Raw genomic sequence first — 16856 nt, forward strand, 5'->3', positions numbered from 1 at the left:
TGTTTCTGGTGAACTCAGCCTTGGCGGTTCATGACGCTGCGGGTTTTCAACTCGCATTCAAACAGGAATTCAAAGGCCTCGATCTGCCGCAGCGCGTCGCTCATCTGCGCGCCCCAGGTGTAGAGACCATGGCCGCGAATCAGATAACCGACGCAATCGGGATGGGCGTCGAGCCAAGGCTGCACCTTGGCGGCGAGGCGCGCAATGTCCTGATCGTTGTCAAAAATCGGCACACGCACTCGCGATTCATGAGTCGAGATGCCGCTGAAGGCTTTCTGCAATTCGTAGTCTTCGAACTCGATGAAGTCTTGCGGAGTCAGACGCGACAGCACCGTGGCATTCACCGAATGGGTGTGCAGCACCGCACCGATCTCCGCGCGCCAGCTATAGAGCTGGGTGTGCAGCAAGGTTTCGGCGGAGGGTTTCTTGCCTGGTTCCAGGCTATTGCCGGACAGATCGGTAGCGAGTACGTCATCCACACCCAACTGGCCCTTGTGCTTGCCCGATAAGGTCAACAGCGCTTCGCTCGGCGACAGGCGCGTCGAATAGTTGCTGCTGGTGGCTGGCGACCAGCCACGGCCATATAGAAAACGCCCGGCGTCAACGATCTGCTGGGCGAGCTGTTCACGACTAAGGCTCATGGCCTGTCCTCTTGCATACATGTGGCAATGATAACGGCAGCGGCAAGCGCTGCGAGACTGGCAATACTAAAGGTCAATGTCGCGCCAAGGGCGTTCCAGCTGTAACCGGAATACAGCGCACCGAGCGCCCCGCCGGTGCCGGCCAGTGCCGCATACAGCGCCTGGCCCTGGCCTTGCTGGCGGGCGCCGAAACTACGTTGCACGAAAGCGATGGCAGCCGCATGAAAGCTGCCGAAAGTCGCTGCGTGCAGCACTTGGGCGAACAACAGCACCCAGAGAAACTCCGCAAACGAACCGAGCAGCACCCAACGCAACGCCGCCAGCAGGAAACTCGCCAGCAGCACCCGGCGCAGGGAAAAGCGCACCAGAATGCGGCTCATGGCCATGAACATCAGCACTTCCGCCACCACACCCACGGCCCAGAGCATGCCGATGACGCCACGGCTGTAACCGAGGCGTTCAAGGTGCAGAGTCAGAAAGGTGTAATACGGCCCGTGGCTCACCTGCATCAGCGCGACGCAGGCATAAAACGCCAACACGCCGGGATGGCGCAATTGCTTGAGAAAGCCCTCGCCCGCCGGCCGATTGCCTTGCGCCGGCTGCGCATTCGGCACCCACAAACTGCTGAGGACGATACCCGCCATGATCAGCACCAGCGCCGCCGGATAAATGTCCAGACTGAGCCATTCGAACAGCCGACCCAGCACTACCACAGTGATGATGAAACCGATCGAGCCCCACAGGCGAATCTGGCTGTAGCGCGATGTTTGCCCCTGCAGATGCGCGAGGGTGATGACTTCGAACTGCGGCAGCACCGCGTGCCAGAAGAACGCATGCAGGGCCATGACCATCGCCAGCCAGGCGTAGGTCTGGCTGACGAAAATCAGCGAAAAGGTCAGCAACGTGCACACAGCACCGAAGCGCACGATGGCCAGACGCCTGCCGGTGTAATCGCCGAGCCAGCCCCAGATGTTCGGCGCCACGCAGCGCATCAGCATCGGAATCGCCACCAGCTCGCCGATGCGTGCGGCGCTGAAGCCGAGGTGATCGAAGTACAGCGCCAGAAACGGCGCTGTCGAACCGAGCAAGGCGAAATAGAACAGATAGAAACTGGACAGCCGCCAGTAAGGAAGCGCCGCCACGCCGGTTATGCCGCGACGGCTTTGAGCGCAGCCATCAGAGCTGGCCCAGCACCGGCGTGCTCACGCGCACATCGGCGTTCTGCCCACGGTGGCGCAGCAGGTGATCCATCAGCACGATGGCCATCATCGCTTCGGCGATCGGCGTCGCGCGGATGCCGACGCAGGGGTCGTGACGACCCTTGGTGATCACGTCGACCGGATTGCCATCCACGTCGATCGAGCGGCCCGGGGTGGTGATGCTCGAGGTCGGTTTCAACGCCAGGTGCGCAACGATCGGCTGGCCGGACGAGATGCCGCCGAGGATGCCGCCGGCGTTGTTGCTGAGGAAACCCTCCGGCGTCAGTTCATCGCGGTGTTCGGTACCACGCTGGGCGACACAGGCGAAACCGGCGCCGATCTCCACGCCTTTGACCGCGTTGATGCTCATCAGCGCGTGGGCCAGTTCGGCGTCGAGGCGATCGAAAATCGGCTCGCCAAGACCCGGCACCACGCCTTCGGCGACCACGGTGATCTTCGCCCCGACCGAGTCCTGATCGCGGCGCAACTGGTCCATGTACGCTTCCAGCTCCGGGACCTTGTCCGGGTCAGGGCTGAAAAAGGCGTTTTCTTCGACCGAATCCCAGGTCTTGAACGGAATTTCGATCGGGCCGAGCTGGCTCATGTAACCGCGAATGACGATGCCCTGACTGGCCAGATACTTCTTGGCGATCGCACCGGCCGCTACGCGCATGGCGGTTTCCCGCGCGGAACTGCGGCCACCGCCGCGATAATCGCGCTCGCCGTATTTGTGGTGATAGGTGTAGTCGGCGTGAGCCGGGCGGAACAGGTCCTTGATCGCCGAGTAGTCCTTGGACTTCTGGTCGGTGTTGCGAATCAGCAGGCCGATCGAGCAACCGGTGGTGCGGCCCTCGAACACGCCGGAGAGGATTTCGACTTCATCGGCTTCCTGGCGCTGGGTGGTGTGGCGGCTGGTGCCAGGCTTGCGGCGATCGAGGTCGCGCTGCAGATCTTCCAGGGAAATCTCCAGACCCGGCGGGCAGCCGTCGACAATGGCGACCAACGCCGGACCATGGCTTTCGCCAGCGGTGGTGACAGTGAACAACTTGCCGTAGGTATTGCCGGACATGCAGGACGCTCCGTGAAATCAAACCCGAATTCTTGATGCGCGCCAGTATACGCAGGCTAACCGAGTAGTTCATCCTCGAACCTTAGTGGTGCTGGCGAGTCCAACCGGCACCTTGACCAATGATGGCGTGATGATGCTGCGAGTTCTGATCTTGAGTCTTACCCTCTTTACCGGCTTTGCCCAAGCGACAGTCCTACAGCGCCCGGTCACTCTGGACACCGGCAGCGGCGAACTTTTCGGCTCGCTGTTGCTGCCCAAGTCCGACAGCCCGGTGCCGATTGTTCTGATGATTTCTGGCTCGGGTCCTACAGATCGCGACGGAAATAACCCCGATGGCGGGCGCAATGACAGCCTCAAGCGCTTGGCCTGGGTGCTGGCCAAACACAACATCGCCAGCGTGCGCTACGACAAGCGTGGCGTTGCGGCAAGCCTGGCGGCCGCTCCCGATGAACGTGATTTGTCTGTAGAAGGCTATGCGGCGGACGCGGTGGCGTGGGGGCAGAAGCTCAAGGCCGATCCGCGTTTCGGCAAACTGATTCTGCTCGGCCACAGCGAAGGCGCTTTGATTGCCAGTCTGGCTGCGCCGAAGCTGGACGCAGCGGCGGTGATCTCGCTGTCCGGCAGCGCGCGGCCGGTCGATCAGGTAATCCGCGAACAGTTGGCGCGAAGCCTGCCGCCGCCACTGATGCTGCGCAGCAACGAACTGCTCGACAGCCTCAAGGCCGGCCACACCGATGACAACGTGCCGCAGCCGTTGCAGGTGATCTTTCGCCCGAGCGTGCAGCCGTACCTGATTTCGCTGTTCCGTCAGGACCCGGCGCAAGCCTTTGCCCAGCTGAAAATGCCGGCACTGATCGTTCAAGGCAGCAACGACATTCAGGTTGGCACCGAGGACGCGAAGCTGCTCAAGGCGGCGAAACCGGACGCGCAACTGACGGTGATCGAAGGCATGAATCATGTGCTGCGCATCGTCCACAACGACATGAAGCGGCAATTGGCCTCCTACAAGGACCCGAATTTGCCCCTGGCCGCCGAACTGGGCGCCGCCGTCATCGAATTTATTGACGGAATTCGTGCAAGTTAACTGCGTTTTACCCTCCAGCCTCACAGAAAACGGCCGATAAGCCTTTGTCGCCAGCGCAACGTCTGGCGGCAAGCAGGGCTTGGACAGGATCTCGCCGTTATGACTGAAACCCAGACTTCAACTGACACCAGCGCTGAAAAAGACGCACCGCCAGCGGTCGAACTGCCGTGGGCGGACGTTCAGGCCGAGCACCACAAGATGCTCCGCCTGGCGCCGCTACAGACCGACCGCAACACCGGCGGCCGGCCGTTGCGCTTTGTCGAATTCGGTTACGCCGAGCGCAACAGCAAAGAACGCAGCCTGATGCGCATGGCGATCAAACTGCCCAACCAGCGCGTGCGCAAAGAACAAAATCATCTCGATGTGTGGGTCGACCACGCGAGCAAACGTGTGAGTTTCGGTCCCGACAGTGGCTTGCAGGTCGAACCGCTGAATCGCGGTATCGGCCGCTTCATGGCCGCGCAAGGCATCAACTGGGCAAAAAAGCGCTGGCCCGGCTACACCGTCGACGGCATCGACCTGAACAACAAGGATGCGCTCAACGAAGACACTCGCTTGCGCCGCGACCATTTCCTGCGCGTGCACGGTTTCGATGTGGCTTACGCCGATGCCCAGCATTTGAAAGGCAGCATCAAGGCTGTGCAGGTCGGTGACCTGCTGGGTGACTGGAACAGCGAAAAACTGCAGATCGTCGAGATTCTTGAAGCCGCGCAGATGCTGCAGCAGGCCGAACAGAATCTCGCCGAGCAGGAAGTGAAACTGAAGAAGCAGGAAGAGAAAGTCAGCAAGTTCAAGCGTGAAGACGCCGGGTTGCGCTTCACCATTACGTGTCTGGTGGCGTTTGCGGTGTTTCAGGCGGGGTTGTTGATCTGGATTGCTACGCACCGCTGAGGGCTTGAGCGCGTACTGATCGTTCCCATGCTCTGCATGGGAACGATCTGTCACAACCTTAGACGCGGGACGCGAACAGGGCCTGATGCGCGCGACACTGCTCGGCTGTCAGCATGAACACGCCATGCCCACCGCGCTGGAACTCCAGCCAAGCGAAATCGACTTCCGGGTACAACGCCTCGACGTGCACCTGGCTGTTGCCCACCTCGACAATCAACAAACCTTTCTCGGTCAGGTGATCCGCCGCTTCGGCGAGCATGCGCCGGACCAGATTCAGACCATCATCACCGCAGGCCAGGCCCAGTTCCGGCTCGTGCTGATATTCGTCCGGCATGTCGGCGAAATCTTCGGCGTCGACGTAGGGCGGGTTCGACACGATCAGATCGAAACGCTGACCCGGCAAGCCATCGAAACCATCACCCTGCACGGTATAGACGCGCTCATCGACGCCATGGCGCTCGATGTTCTGGTTGGCCACTTCCAGCGCTTCGAACGACAGATCCGCGAGCACCACTTCGGCATTCTGGAATTCGTAAGCGCAAGCAATGCCGATGCAGCCGGAGCCAGTGCACAGGTCGAGAATCCGCGCCGGTTCGTTGCCGATCCACGGCGCAAAGCGGTTTTCGATCAGCTCACCAATCGGCGAACGCGGGATCAGCACGCGCGGGTCGACGATGAACGACATGCCGCAGAACCACGCCTCGCCGAGCAGATAGGCGGTGGGAACGCGATCTTCGATGCGGCGCTTGAGCAAGCGCTGCAGATTGACCAGTTCGTCATCTTCCAGCGCGCAATCAAGATAGCTGTCGGCGATTTCCCAAGGCAGGTGCAAAGCGCCCAGCACCAACTGGCGCGCCTCGTCCCAGGCGTTGTCGGTGCCATGACCGAAAAACAGATCCTCCCCATGGAAGCGGCTGACGGCCCAACGGATGTGGTCGCGCAGGGTACGAAGTCGGGAAGTGATCACGGCGTAGAACTCCAGAAAAAACGACTGGCGATTCTAGCAGCCAAAACGCGCGACGACGACGCAGGAAAAACCACGCGGTTCCGGTAGGAGTTTTCTTTTTTTTGCATCAGGCATTGAACGGAACGTGTAACTTGACAAGGCTGCAGGCCAAGAACGACGGCGCCTACGATGGTAGCGATTCACAGAACCGCTCAGCCAGAGGACAATGTCGCAAAAGCCCCACCCCGAGGAGCCCCAGAATGTCCGTTCCAAAAACGATGTTTCAACTCAGCGGTCGCGGTTACGCAGCGGCCACCCTGAGCCATGCCACCGTGGTCATCATCGATGCCCAGAAGGAATACCTCAGTGGCCCGCTGGCCCTGAGCGGCATGGACGCGGCCGTCGCGAACATCAAACAAGTGGTTGCCGCAGCCCGTGCCGCCGGTCGGCCGATCGTGCACGTGCGTCATCTCGGCACCGTTGGTGGCCTGTTCGACCCGCAGGGCGAACGTGGCGAATTCATCCCCGGTCTCGAACCGCAAGGCGATGAAACCATTATCGGCAAACTGCTGCCGAGCGCGTTCCATGGCACCGAACTGCTCGAGCGTCTGCAGAACCTCGGCTCGCTGGACCTGATCGTTTGCGGTTTCATGAGTCACTCCAGCGTCAGCACCACCGTGCGCGCGGCGAAGAACCTCGGTTTCCGCTGCACCCTGGTCGAAGACGCCTGCGCGACCCGCGATCTGCCATTCAAGGGCGGCGTGCTCAGCGCCGAACGCGTGCAGGAAGCGGAAATGGCGATCATGGCTGACAACTTCGCCACGCTGGCCAAGACTCAGGACCTGATCTGATCCTGCCCTTGTGAGCGGTGCATTGGCGCCGCTCATCCGCTATATCCGCTGATTTGCCGCAAATGCCATAGCCTCAGGAACAACCCGGTCAACTCCCGGTCGAAGGGCCGATACCATTGAGGAAGGTCGGAATGAAGTTATCCGATGGATTTGACGCACGCCGTTTGCGGCCCAAAGGCCAAAGCAACTGGCGTTTTCGATTTGGCGCGGCGATCTCGGCCATTCTGGCGACGTTCGGCGTGCTGCTGGCGATGGCTGGGGCAGCCAGCCTGCTCGGCCGTCCGCCGGCGCTGGGTGACCTGAACGCATCACCGCTGGGCTCGGCAATCATGCTTGCCGTCGGCTTGCTGTTTCTGTATTTCGGCGTTGCCCTGTGGCGCCGCTGCCGCCGTCGCGCACGGCAATCGCGGGAACTGAACATGGCTCCGCATCTGATGAAAAAACACGACTGACCCAACGGCCTGGCTTTTTGCCGGGCCGTTTTCTGTCGACTTGGGTAAACTGGCCGCCCTTCGCGGAGGCTGACATGCAAGACGACGATTTTTCTCTGTTCAAAAGTGCGATCCAGGGCGTCAAGCCGATCAAGCACGACCGCGCCGACACCGGCAAACCCAAGGCTGACCGCGCGCAGATCGCCAAGCTGCGTCAGTCCGCCACCGTGCGCAGCGACACCACCATCATTGACGGCCTCTCCGACCAGTTCGTGATCGACGTCGGCCCGGAAGACGAGCTGATGTGGTCCCGCGACGGCGTGCAGGAAAGCCAGATGCGCAAGCTCAAGGTCGGGCAGATCCCGTTCGAAGGCAGCCTCGACCTGCACGGCATGAGCGTGGAAAAGGCCCGGGAGACGCTTTGGGCCTTTCTCGCCGAAGCAACCAAATTCGAAATCCGCTGCGTGCGCGTGACGCACGGCAAGGCTGTGCGCCTGGATGGCAAGCGGCCGATGATCAAAAGCCACGTCAACACCTGGCTGCGCCAGCATGCGCAAGTGCTCGGTTTCTGCTCCTGCCAGGCCCGCCACGGCGGCGCCGGCGCGGTTTATGTGATGCTGAAACGGACGATGATGGAAGGCCGCGACGAATAAAGCCGTCACACCGAACTTGCAGGGTTGTGTCCGCCACCGTACCCTTGCCCTTTGCGAAAATCCCCACAGGTAGTTTCATGTCCCTGGAACAGAATTACACCGCGATTCTCGGCCAATTGGGCGAGGACGTGTCCCGCGAGGGCCTGCTCGACACGCCAAAGCGTGCCGCCAAAGCCATGCAGTACCTCTGCCGCGGTTATGCACAGACGCTCGAAGAGGTCACCAACGGTGCCCTGTTCAGCTCCGACAACAGCGAGATGGTGCTGGTCAAGGACATCGAGCTGTATTCGTTGTGCGAACACCACCTGCTGCCGTTCATCGGCAAGGCGCATGTCGCCTATATCCCGAGCGGCAAAGTGCTGGGCCTGTCGAAGGTTGCGCGGATCGTCGATATGTACGCCCGCCGCCTGCAGATTCAGGAAAACCTCAGCCGCCAGATCGCCGACGCGGTAATGCAAGTCACCGGCGCGCTGGGCGTGGCCGTGGTGATCGAAGCCAAGCACATGTGCATGATGATGCGCGGCGTCGAAAAGCAGAATTCGTCGATGATCACTTCGGTGATGCTCGGTGAATTCCGTGAAAACGCGGCAACCCGTAGCGAATTCCTCAGCCTCATCAAGTAATTCGCAACAGAAAAGAACCGGCGTTGATCGCCGGTTTTTTTTCGCCTGTGAAAAATCGGGTAAGCTGCGCGCCTTTCTTCATTTGCACCGTGAGGCTTTCAACGTGTTCGTCAAAGCGCTTCGTGTCGGCCTCGGCCAACTGGTTATCTTCATCGACTTCATCACCCGTCCAGGCAAGAAAAAGCGCCCCGCTGCTGCTCAGGCGCAAGTCGACGCTGCCGCGAAAGATCTGACGCTGTATCAGTTTCACGCCTGCCCGTTCTGCGTGAAAACCCGCCGCGCCCTGCATCGTCTGAATGTGCCGGTGGCACTGAAAGACGCGAAGAACAACGAGCAGGATCGCCAGACTCTGCTGGAACAGGGTGGCCGAATCAAAGTGCCTTGTCTGCGTATCGAAGAGAATGGGCAAACCATCTGGATGTATGAATCCAAGGTGATTATCGATTATCTGGATAAGCGGTTTGCGCGGTCTGATGTTAATGGGTTGGAGCGTTAGCCGCCTTCGCGAGCAGGCTCGCTCCCACCCTTGAAACGCATCCCGCCCTGTGGGAGCGAGCCTGCTCGCGATGAGGCCCACACTGACAACGCCGGCCCTTGAGCCGGCGTTTTTGCTAGGCCGCCCTTTCCATCTGCGCCCGCCGCACCACCGCCGCCAACCGCTTCAACCCCTCATCCAGCCGCGCCGGATCAATGTGGCTGAAGTTCAAGCGCAAATGCCCATGATGCTTGTCCGGCTCAGGAAAGAACGGCTCACCGGGCATGAATGCCACATCATTGGCCAACGCCTCATTGAGCAATGACCGGGTATCCAGCGGTTGCTTCAGCGTCAGCCAGAAAAACAGCCCGCCCTGGGGCATGTTCCACTCAGCCAGATCGGTAAAATGCAGTTCCAGCGCCAACTGAAACGCGTCGCGCCGCTGCCGATAGAAATCCCGCAACTCGCTCAAATGCTGTTGATACTTCTGCGAGCCGATCCATTGCAGCGCCTGCCACTGGCCGATGCGATTGGTGTGCAGGTCCGCCGATTGCTTGAGTTTGAGCAGGTGCAGGAACAGATCCGGACTGGCGATCAAGTAACCGACACGCAAACCCGGGAGCAAGGTTTTCGAGACGGTGCCGGTGTAGATCCAGCTGGCTTTTCTCAGACGCGCGGCAATCGGCTTCGCGCTGCCACCATCGAAAGTCAGTTCGCGGTATGGCTCATCTTCAATCAGCGTGACGCCAAATTCATCGAGCAATGCCGCGACCGCTGCGCGCTTGGCCTCGCTGTAGCGCACGGCGGAAGGATTCTGGAAAGTCGGGATCAGGTAGATAAACGCCGGGCGATGCTGCTCTAAACGATTACGCAATTGCGCCAGATTTGGGCCGTCGGCTTCCTGCGCCACAGTCAGGCAGTCGGCGCCGAACAGCTGGAAGATTTGCAGCGCGGCCAGATAAGTCGGCGCCTCCAACAGAATTTCCGTGCCCTTGTCGATGTACAGCTTGGCCGCCAGATCCAGGGTTTGCTGCGAGCCGCTGACCACCAGCACCTGACTCGCCTCGCATTCAAGGCCCAGCGCCCTCGCCTCTGCCGCCAGCGCCTCGCGCAAGGCCGGCTCGCCTTCGCTCATGCCGTACTGACCAAGGGATATCGGCATCTCGTCCCAATTCACCTTCGGCAACATCGCTTCAGCAGGCAGGCCGCCGGCGAATGACATCACCTCTGGACGCTGGGCGGCGGCGAGGATTTCTCGGATCAAAGAACTTTTCAGGCGCGAGACACGTTCGGAAAAAGCCATGGTGGTCACCGTAGCGAGGCAGGTAAAAAATGAGTCAAACTGGTTGACTGAAACTACGACAGCTTGAGCGAGTACGTCAACATGCTTGACCTTAAAAACCCCGCAAGTCAGCAACAGGCCATGGAAGCGTTTTTCTTCGGCTATCAGGCGTTCACGGCCAAGGCTGATGAAATGCTCGAGCGCCGCGGCCTCTCGCGAGTGCATCAACGCATCGTGTTTTTCATCGCGCGCTATCCGAACCTGAGTGTGAAAGAGTTGCTGGCCCTGCTGGGCGTGAGCAAACAGGCGCTAAACATGCCCCTGCGCCAGTTGCAGGAAATGCATCTGGTCGACAGCGTCGCTTCACAGACGGACAAGCGTAAGCGCCTGCTTGAGCTGACCGCGGAAGGCGCGAAGTTCGAGCAGGCGTTGCGCCGTGAGCAGGTGAAATTGCTTGAGCGGGTGTTTGCCGAGGCTGGGGAAGCGGCGGTAAATGGGTGGTTGGCGGTGAATCTGGCGCTTGGAGGCAGTCAGACGCATCTCGAGTGACAGGACCGTCCTCTCCGCGAGCAGGCTCGCTCCCACATGGGAACGCTTTTCAAAGGTGGGAGCGAGCCTGCTCGCGAAGCCAGCCTGGATGGCCATATATCCCTATCAGCAAAAAAATCGGCGACAAAAACCAAAACAATATTTGCTTTATTTGTACACAAAAGCATAATCCACTGCGTGCGAGTTCCTGACTACACGGTCAACAAATTCGCGTATGCCTCAAAGGGCCGCTGCCACCCCTCATGGGTCCGGCCCTGGAAATAACAATAAAACTCTTGAGGAGTACTCGCTGTGGAAAGCCGCAAATCCGAAGCACCGCCGCTCGAGCTCACGCCGCCATTACGCAATGGCCTGCTGGAGCGTCTGTTCAAACTCAGCTTGCATGGCACCACGGTGAAGACCGAGCTGATTGCCGGTCTGACAACCTTCATCACCATGGCTTACATCATTTTCGTCAACCCGAACATCATGGCCGATGCCGGGATCGATCACGGTGCAGCCTTCGTCGCCACCTGCATCGCCGCCGCGCTCGGCTGCCTGTTGATGGGGCTCTACGCCAACTGGCCGGTCGGCCTGGCGCCGGGCATGGGCCTCAATGCTTTCTTCACTTACACCGTGGTCGGCACCATGGGCTACAACTGGGAAACCGCGCTCGGCGCAGTGTTCGTCTCGGGCGTGCTGTTCATGTTCCTGACCTTTTCGCGGATTCGCGAGTGGCTGCTCAACAGCATCCCGGTCAGCCTGCGGTTTGCCATGGGCGCCGGTGTCGGTCTGTTCCTGGGCCTGATCGGGCTGAAGACTGCCGGTATCGTCGTCGACAGCCCGGCCACACTGATCAAACTTGGCTCGCTGCGCGAACCCGGCCCACTGCTCGCCGCGATCTGCTTCCTCATGATCGCGATCCTCAGTTACCACCGCGTGTTCGGTGCGATTCTGATCAGCATCATCACCGTCACCCTCGCCGGTTGGGGCCTGGGTCTGGTCCACTACGAGGGCATCATGTCCGCGCCGCCGAGCCTGGCGCCGACCTGGATGGCAATGAACGTCGCCGGCGTGTTCAACGTCAGCATGATCAGCGTAGTGCTGGCGTTCCTCTTCGTGCACATGTTCGACACCGCCGGCACGCTGATGGGCGTGGCCCAGCGCGCCAACCTTGTCGCCGCTGACGGTCGCATCGAGAACCTTTCCCGAGCCATGAAGGCCGACAGCGCATCCAGCGTATTCGGCGCCGTGGTTGGCGTGCCCCCAGTGACAAGTTACGTGGAAAGTGCCGCCGGCGTAGCCGCTGGTGGTCGGACTGGTCTTACCGCCGTCACCGTGGGTGTGCTATTTATAGCGGCCATGTTTTTCGCACCGCTGGCTGGCATGATTCCCGCTTATGCCACGGCAGGTGCACTGATTTACGTGGCGATGCTGATGATGGGCGGCATGGCCCACATCGAATGGGACGAGGCGACCGACGCCATTCCGGCGATTGTCACGGCGATCATGATGCCGCTGACCTTCTCCGTCGCCGACGGCATCGCGCTGGGCTTTATTACCTACGTCGCGTTGAAGGCCGGCACCGGCAAGTACAAGGAAATTTCCGTCAGCCTGTGGGTGCTCTGCGCGATCTTCATCGCCAAGTTCATTTTCCTGTAAACGCTGCGCGGTTCAGGCTTCAAACCAGCCTCACCCTCACCGGTGGGGCTTTTGTACATCTCGATAACAACAAAGGAGCAAAACGATGAGTCTGGAAACCTGGCTGCTGTTCAGTGGCGCTGCACTGGTGGTGATCCTGATCCCGGGGCCACTGTCATTGCTGATGATCAGCAACAGTCTGAATTACGGTTTACGCAGGTCGTACCCCGCGTTCCTGGGTGGCGTGATCGCCTCGATCTGCCTGCTCAGCGCTTCGGCACTGGGGCTTGGCGCTCTGTTGCTGGCCTCGGAACAGTTGTTCAGCGCGCTGAAAATCATCGGTGCGCTGTACCTTTTTTATCTCGCCTGGCAGAGCTGGCAGCAGTCGCGTCAGCCATCGACGGGGGCCGAAGTACCCGAAGCCGCACCGGTGCCGCGTTTTCGCACATTGTTCGGACGCGCTTTTGTCCTGGGTGCGAGCAACCCTAAGGACATCCTGTTTTTCGCCGCGTTTCTGCCACAGTTCCTCCGCGCAGACCAACCGTTTCTGCCGCAATTACTGATCATGATTGCGACCTGGGTAGTGCTCGATCTGTGCTGCAAACTGGCTTACGGTCTGGGTGCCAATGGTGCCGCACGTTATTTGCGCAGCGGCAAAGGCCAGAGTTGGTTCAATCGGGTGAGTGCCGGACTGTTTGGTGGTGCTGGCGCGGCGTCGTTGCTTGGCAGCCACTGACTGAAAAGCGCCACTATTGATTATCCTGCCGGAATGGATCTCGGGCAGGATCATGTTGTTCATGAATCAATTAAGTGCAACATCCAATCCCTGATATGCAATAGATAGCAACAACCCATCGATATACAGGTCTCGAAAGGCCAACGTAATATCCTTGGCCTTAACAACAATTGCCGGAACAAGGAAGTTCTAATGGCCACACTTATACGCGAAGCAACAGCACAAACCGACCCTGCAATACTTGCGGACACGCAACCTGTTTCCGATACCGTCATAATTATGGATTTGGGCTATGAATCCAACGAATACAAGCCTTCAACCATCGACCATGGCCAAACCAATGGAAAATCGAGTCAATTGCAAATGGTGGACGAAGTGTTCGGCCCTTTGGAAATTGGCGATATTTCGATTACCCGTACCGCACTCGACGGACTAGGCGCAACGATTGACGGTCAGCCATTGAATGGCCAGAACAGCTTCTTTCGCCGCCCCAAACTTTCTTTTATCAATAGCCTGCAGTTCGACGCCAATAAAGTTGAACACTTTCTGAAAACTTCAACGGGCAGCGATAGCTACTTGTTACCCACGCTCCTGTTTGAAATGGCCAGCCAGCGCCCGCTTGGCGCCCCTCAGCTCTTGAGGGAAAACAATGCCAATGAAAAGGTAGCCGGCAATTACCGCGACAAACTGGTAAAACTTCTGAGCGCAGCACAGTCGCTCGATCTACAACATGTGCACGTCCCCAGACATCATCCCCGCTGGGCGGCATTGACCAAAAGCTACGCGACGCTGGGCTCCAGCCTGGGCATCCAGGGTTTCGGCATTTTCATGGGGATTCGTGGCGTAATCGATGCGATCAAAGCTGATAACCGTGCTGAAGTAGCGATAAACAGCGCGGGCATTGCATCGGAGCTGGCCTCCATCGCGGCCGATGTCACGGTCAGTAAAATAGCCACGCAGATGCTCACAGCCGGACAGAATGCTTACCGGGACTTCGCCAGAACACGTTTCGCACTCAGACTGGGTCGATCAGGCGGACTGGTCGGCGGCATGCTGACGCTGCCCTTCGACATCTTTACCGCCGTGAGATCCATGAACGCCGCTGAGAATGCCACCGGCAAAGAGGCTATGGATCATTACGTCAGCGCTGGCCTGAGCATTACCAGTGCAGCCATGACCGTCATTCTCGGCACTGCCGCGATGGCCGGTTTCTCGTTTGCCGGCCCCGTCGGGCTTGCAGCCGGCGCGATTCTCGCCATTGGCTCGCAGGTCTACGGTGCGGTACGTATCGTTGACGACATAGATGACTACATCGAATTAACCGTTGACGAGCGGTGGCGTAGCGGATGGTTTTCGTTCTGCATGATGGACGTCGACGAAAGCGTTCAAAACCGCTATATCAAGGCCAAAACACTACTTCAACACTCATTGCAGTTAAAAAAGACCGCGAGAACGCTACTCGATGGCCCCTTGAAAGAGAGCACCGAAGCCATCGTCAATGGCAAGTTTGATGTACGCCTGAAACCGACGCGGGTCTGGAAACGAAACTGGTGGACCAAACAGGATGCGTGGGAGTCGGTCAATGTCCCTGAAGTGGTAGGCACCGATGACATCATTGATGCAAGCGCAGGGGTTACAAAAGATACACCCGGCGCGGAACTGGGAGTTGCGGCAGAGGGCAAAAACATTCTGTGGTTTCTCAGCGAGGGTAACGACTCGATCAAAGGTGTAGAAAAAAAACCCAACACGTTCTATTACAAGTCAGGAAAAAAACAACTGTCGGGCGGTGAAGGCAATGACCAGTTCCTGTTTGAGAACGCAGCCGCTTTCCTCGAAAAGGACAGTCATGTCGCAGAATATTCAACGCTCAGCGGCGGCGCAGGAAATGACACACTGGTACTTGGCGGCAATTACTCCTCTCGTGATACGAACAGAACTGGCTATGACATAGATTTGCTGGCCGGAACATTGCAGATCATCACCAGCGATGTCGATACCGAGAATAACAAGATATCCATCCTGCACAGTTTGCTGGACAGTATCGAAAATATTGAAACAGTCCATCGCGCAGCAAGCGTAGTAACCGGCACTGCGCAAAACAACGTCATCAAATCACGGGGCAGCGACATCATTGAAGCTGGCGCCGGAGACGATCAGATATTCCTCTCCCACGAAAAAGCAAAAGCGTCGGGAGGCGCCGGTGCGGATCAATATTACATTGCGCATGTGGCTGGTCGTTTTTCCATTATCGATGATGGTGAACAGACCAGTTATACCGTCATGAATTGGCGCAAGGACCTGATTGAGTCCTGGGCTATCGAGGGCAATGACCTGGTCATCCGCTCAGGCTTCGAAATTCAAGACAATCCCAAAAACGTATTGACCATTCATGACGTTTACAAGAAATACGAAGGCACGAGAAAGCTGAGCAACAAAAATCTGATTTTCATAACCAGTGATGATTGGCATTTCAGGCTTGACCTGCCTGAAACAATCCCGGATGCCCACACCGCTGATATACCGGAAATTTTCGTCAAACGTGGCAAACCGGTAACACCGATCATTATTTATGCGCCGGAATGCTGGATCCGACACCGCAAGGAAGCGAGCTATTACGTACCGAGAACCGGCAAGGCCAACACTTTCTACGCGGTTTTACGCCCGGATGTCATAACCCGGATATATCTGGACTTCACCAGTGATGAGCTGACAAAAGCCGAGGCGCATTTTTTCTCCGAGAAACCCAAGTCATACCGACTGACTGTCGGTTGCCATCTCGTCTATCACTTCGGCGCGAAGACCATCAAGCTGAATTATTACTCGGCGGCGCGTAGCGAAGACGATCACGACAATATCACGAAGATTTTGCGAACCATGGCCGTTCGACCGTTCGGCCGTTATGTGTTGATTTTCAAGGACGGTGTCGTTGCAAACGCTGGTCTTACAGCGGAAACCGACATCCCGCCAGCCTTTACTGACTTCTCGGTCTCGAGGCATTGGGTAACCCAGATGAAAGTGCCACTCACGGGTCGTTCTCGACAGTGCTTTTATGCGCTGCCTGAGAAAGCGGGTTACTCGCTTGGCACTACAAGGAGTTGCGCAATGCCGATACCACTGGCCGTGCAAACCAGCATGGACGCCTATGAAGGAGTGGGTGCGAGTTATCTCATTCACGTACTGCCTGACATGACTATCAGACTCTCGACTCCTGGCGCGCTCGCCAATGCCAAAGAGCGGCTTCCCTACTCATCCACTTGGGAACTTGATGCAACGCAGCTCGGCGAGGTCGATATAAAACTCGAAGAAAACCGGCTTTCCATCGGCACTACCACTTTTTATCTGCCTGTCTATGAAAGCGAGGACTTGATAGACCAGATCCGCGTTATTACCACCGGTGGAGTTGTACATACGGTCGATCTGGTCTTTGACCGTGTCTATCTGGATGGTCTCGATGCTCGTTTTTTCGAAGAGCCCGACGCCTCAAAAGCACTCCCGCAAGCTCTTGCCGCATTGGCCAATGACGAAGTCAAAGTCTGGAACATTATCTGCCTTAACGACCAGACCGCGCGCGTGGGCTACAACTTTGCCGCGCATGGCTGGGTATTGCGTGCCGACAAATCCCGCATCGAAAAGTCTGCTTTAAGGGTGGTGAATCGCTGCAACCACCAAACCAACATTTTCGGCCCCGTTTCTGTGATGAAAGTGCCTCCCGCGTAATTCGCCGGTCGTTCGTCAATAAACCCATTTTTTCGAGCGTTGCTGTCTACGCGGCACTTGCACGCGTCTGCGCGCTCTTTTACCGAGCA

Annotated in this window: 16 protein-coding genes; 11 read left to right on the top strand and 5 right to left on the bottom strand. The window is 58.3% G+C overall.

From position 1 onward, the window contains the following. Positions 1-14: 14 nt before the first annotated feature. The 3 genes from ACYSTU_RS00575 to aroC are packed head-to-tail and all read right to left on the bottom strand — an operon-like array spanning position 15 to position 2909. Complete coding sequence (locus ACYSTU_RS00575; RefSeq protein WP_498995012.1) at positions 15-641, bottom strand: methylthioribulose 1-phosphate dehydratase; 627 nt, start codon at positions 639-641, stop codon at positions 15-17. Further along, positions 638-1783: an MFS transporter gene (locus ACYSTU_RS00580; protein WP_281878307.1), complete on the bottom strand. Its 1146-nt coding sequence runs from the start codon at positions 1781-1783 to the stop codon at positions 638-640. Before ACYSTU_RS00580 ends, ACYSTU_RS00575 begins: the two co-directional genes overlap by 4 nt. Before the next feature lie 34 nt (positions 1784-1817). Further along, the gene (gene aroC / locus ACYSTU_RS00585) at positions 1818-2909 is read right to left on the bottom strand and encodes a chorismate synthase (protein ID WP_498995017.1); all 1092 of its coding nucleotides are present in this window, start codon (positions 2907-2909) and stop codon (positions 1818-1820) included. Positions 2910-3039: 130 nt separating this feature from the next. On the opposite strand from aroC, the gene ACYSTU_RS00590 reads away from it, so the two are divergent. Next, entirely contained in the window at positions 3040-3993 is a 954-nt protein-coding gene (locus ACYSTU_RS00590; RefSeq protein ID WP_110645197.1) for an alpha/beta hydrolase, read from the top strand. Positions 3994-4092: 99 nt separating this feature from the next. Continuing rightward, entirely contained in the window at positions 4093-4884 is a 792-nt protein-coding gene (locus ACYSTU_RS00595) for a hypothetical protein (RefSeq protein ID WP_071171526.1), read from the top strand. A 58-nt stretch (positions 4885-4942) separates the two neighbouring features. On the opposite strand, the gene prmB is transcribed toward ACYSTU_RS00595, so the two are convergent. Next, positions 4943-5851, bottom strand: a complete 909-nt coding sequence (gene prmB, locus ACYSTU_RS00600) for a 50S ribosomal protein L3 N(5)-glutamine methyltransferase (RefSeq protein WP_016773773.1) — start codon at positions 5849-5851, stop codon at positions 4943-4945. Between the two features lie 239 nt (positions 5852-6090). Between prmB and ACYSTU_RS00605 the strand changes: the two genes are divergently transcribed. The 5 genes from ACYSTU_RS00605 (at position 6091) to ACYSTU_RS00625 (ending at position 8884) form a co-directional block, all read left to right on the top strand. Next, positions 6091-6681: a cysteine hydrolase family protein gene (locus tag ACYSTU_RS00605; protein WP_016773772.1), complete on the top strand. Its 591-nt coding sequence runs from the start codon at positions 6091-6093 to the stop codon at positions 6679-6681. A gap of 131 nt (positions 6682-6812) precedes the next feature. Then, entirely contained in the window at positions 6813-7133 is a 321-nt protein-coding gene (locus ACYSTU_RS00610) for a hypothetical protein (RefSeq protein ID WP_041479344.1), read from the top strand. Positions 7134-7207: 74 nt separating this feature from the next. Continuing rightward, positions 7208-7765, top strand: a complete 558-nt coding sequence (locus ACYSTU_RS00615; RefSeq protein ID WP_016773770.1) for a Smr/MutS family protein — start codon at positions 7208-7210, stop codon at positions 7763-7765. 77 nt (positions 7766-7842) lie between these two features. Continuing rightward, positions 7843-8388: a GTP cyclohydrolase I FolE gene (folE, locus tag ACYSTU_RS00620; RefSeq protein WP_016773769.1), complete on the top strand. Its 546-nt coding sequence runs from the start codon at positions 7843-7845 to the stop codon at positions 8386-8388. 103 nt (positions 8389-8491) lie between these two features. Continuing rightward, positions 8492-8884 (top strand): glutaredoxin family protein, encoded by a 393-nt coding sequence (locus ACYSTU_RS00625; protein ID WP_498996158.1) that lies wholly within the window; start codon positions 8492-8494, stop codon positions 8882-8884. 115 nt (positions 8885-8999) lie between these two features. Here ACYSTU_RS00625 and ACYSTU_RS00630 read toward each other — a convergent pair whose 3' ends face one another. Next, entirely contained in the window at positions 9000-10166 is a 1167-nt protein-coding gene (locus ACYSTU_RS00630) for an aminotransferase-like domain-containing protein (protein WP_498995034.1), read from the bottom strand. An 81-nt stretch (positions 10167-10247) separates the two neighbouring features. Between ACYSTU_RS00630 and ACYSTU_RS00635 the strand changes: the two genes are divergently transcribed. The 4 genes from ACYSTU_RS00635 (at position 10248) to ACYSTU_RS00650 (ending at position 16767) form a co-directional block, all read left to right on the top strand. Beyond that, positions 10248-10694 (top strand): MarR family winged helix-turn-helix transcriptional regulator, encoded by a 447-nt coding sequence (locus tag ACYSTU_RS00635; protein ID WP_071171571.1) that lies wholly within the window; start codon positions 10248-10250, stop codon positions 10692-10694. Between the two features lie 291 nt (positions 10695-10985). After that, on the top strand, positions 10986-12335 hold the full coding sequence (locus ACYSTU_RS00640) for an NCS2 family permease (RefSeq protein WP_024012217.1): 1350 nt from the start codon (positions 10986-10988) through the stop codon (positions 12333-12335). A gap of 85 nt (positions 12336-12420) precedes the next feature. Further along, on the top strand, positions 12421-13050 hold the full coding sequence (locus tag ACYSTU_RS00645) for a LysE family translocator (protein WP_016773765.1): 630 nt from the start codon (positions 12421-12423) through the stop codon (positions 13048-13050). Between the two features lie 192 nt (positions 13051-13242). Next, the gene (locus tag ACYSTU_RS00650) at positions 13243-16767 is read left to right on the top strand and encodes a calcium-binding protein (protein WP_136492260.1); all 3525 of its coding nucleotides are present in this window, start codon (positions 13243-13245) and stop codon (positions 16765-16767) included. Positions 16768-16856 lie beyond the last annotated feature (89 nt).

The sequence above is a fragment of the Pseudomonas glycinis genome (genome assembly GCF_054871425.1).

Bases quoted from the DNA above. Each gene is read 5' to 3' on its own strand.
- ACYSTU_RS00635 (WP_071171571.1), top strand. From the start codon at position 10,248: ATGCTTGACCTTAAAAACCCCGCAAGTCAGCAACAGGCCATGGAAGCG.
- ACYSTU_RS00610 (WP_041479344.1), top strand. From the start codon at position 6,813: ATGAAGTTATCCGATGGATTTGACGCACGCCGTTTGCGGCCCAAAGGC.
- ACYSTU_RS00630 (WP_498995034.1), bottom strand. From the start codon at position 10,166: ATGGCTTTTTCCGAACGTGTCTCGCGCCTGAAAAGTTCTTTGATCCGA.
- aroC (WP_498995017.1), bottom strand. From the start codon at position 2,909: ATGTCCGGCAATACCTACGGCAAGTTGTTCACTGTCACCACCGCTGGC.
- folE (WP_016773769.1), top strand. From the start codon at position 7,843: ATGTCCCTGGAACAGAATTACACCGCGATTCTCGGCCAATTGGGCGAG.
- ACYSTU_RS00595 (WP_071171526.1), top strand. From the start codon at position 4,093: ATGACTGAAACCCAGACTTCAACTGACACCAGCGCTGAAAAAGACGCA.
- ACYSTU_RS00615 (WP_016773770.1), top strand. From the start codon at position 7,208: ATGCAAGACGACGATTTTTCTCTGTTCAAAAGTGCGATCCAGGGCGTC.
- ACYSTU_RS00590 (WP_110645197.1), top strand. From the start codon at position 3,040: ATGATGCTGCGAGTTCTGATCTTGAGTCTTACCCTCTTTACCGGCTTT.
- ACYSTU_RS00650 (WP_136492260.1), top strand. From the start codon at position 13,243: ATGGCCACACTTATACGCGAAGCAACAGCACAAACCGACCCTGCAATA.
- ACYSTU_RS00605 (WP_016773772.1), top strand. From the start codon at position 6,091: ATGTCCGTTCCAAAAACGATGTTTCAACTCAGCGGTCGCGGTTACGCA.
- ACYSTU_RS00575 (WP_498995012.1), bottom strand. From the start codon at position 641: ATGAGCCTTAGTCGTGAACAGCTCGCCCAGCAGATCGTTGACGCCGGG.
- ACYSTU_RS00645 (WP_016773765.1), top strand. From the start codon at position 12,421: ATGAGTCTGGAAACCTGGCTGCTGTTCAGTGGCGCTGCACTGGTGGTG.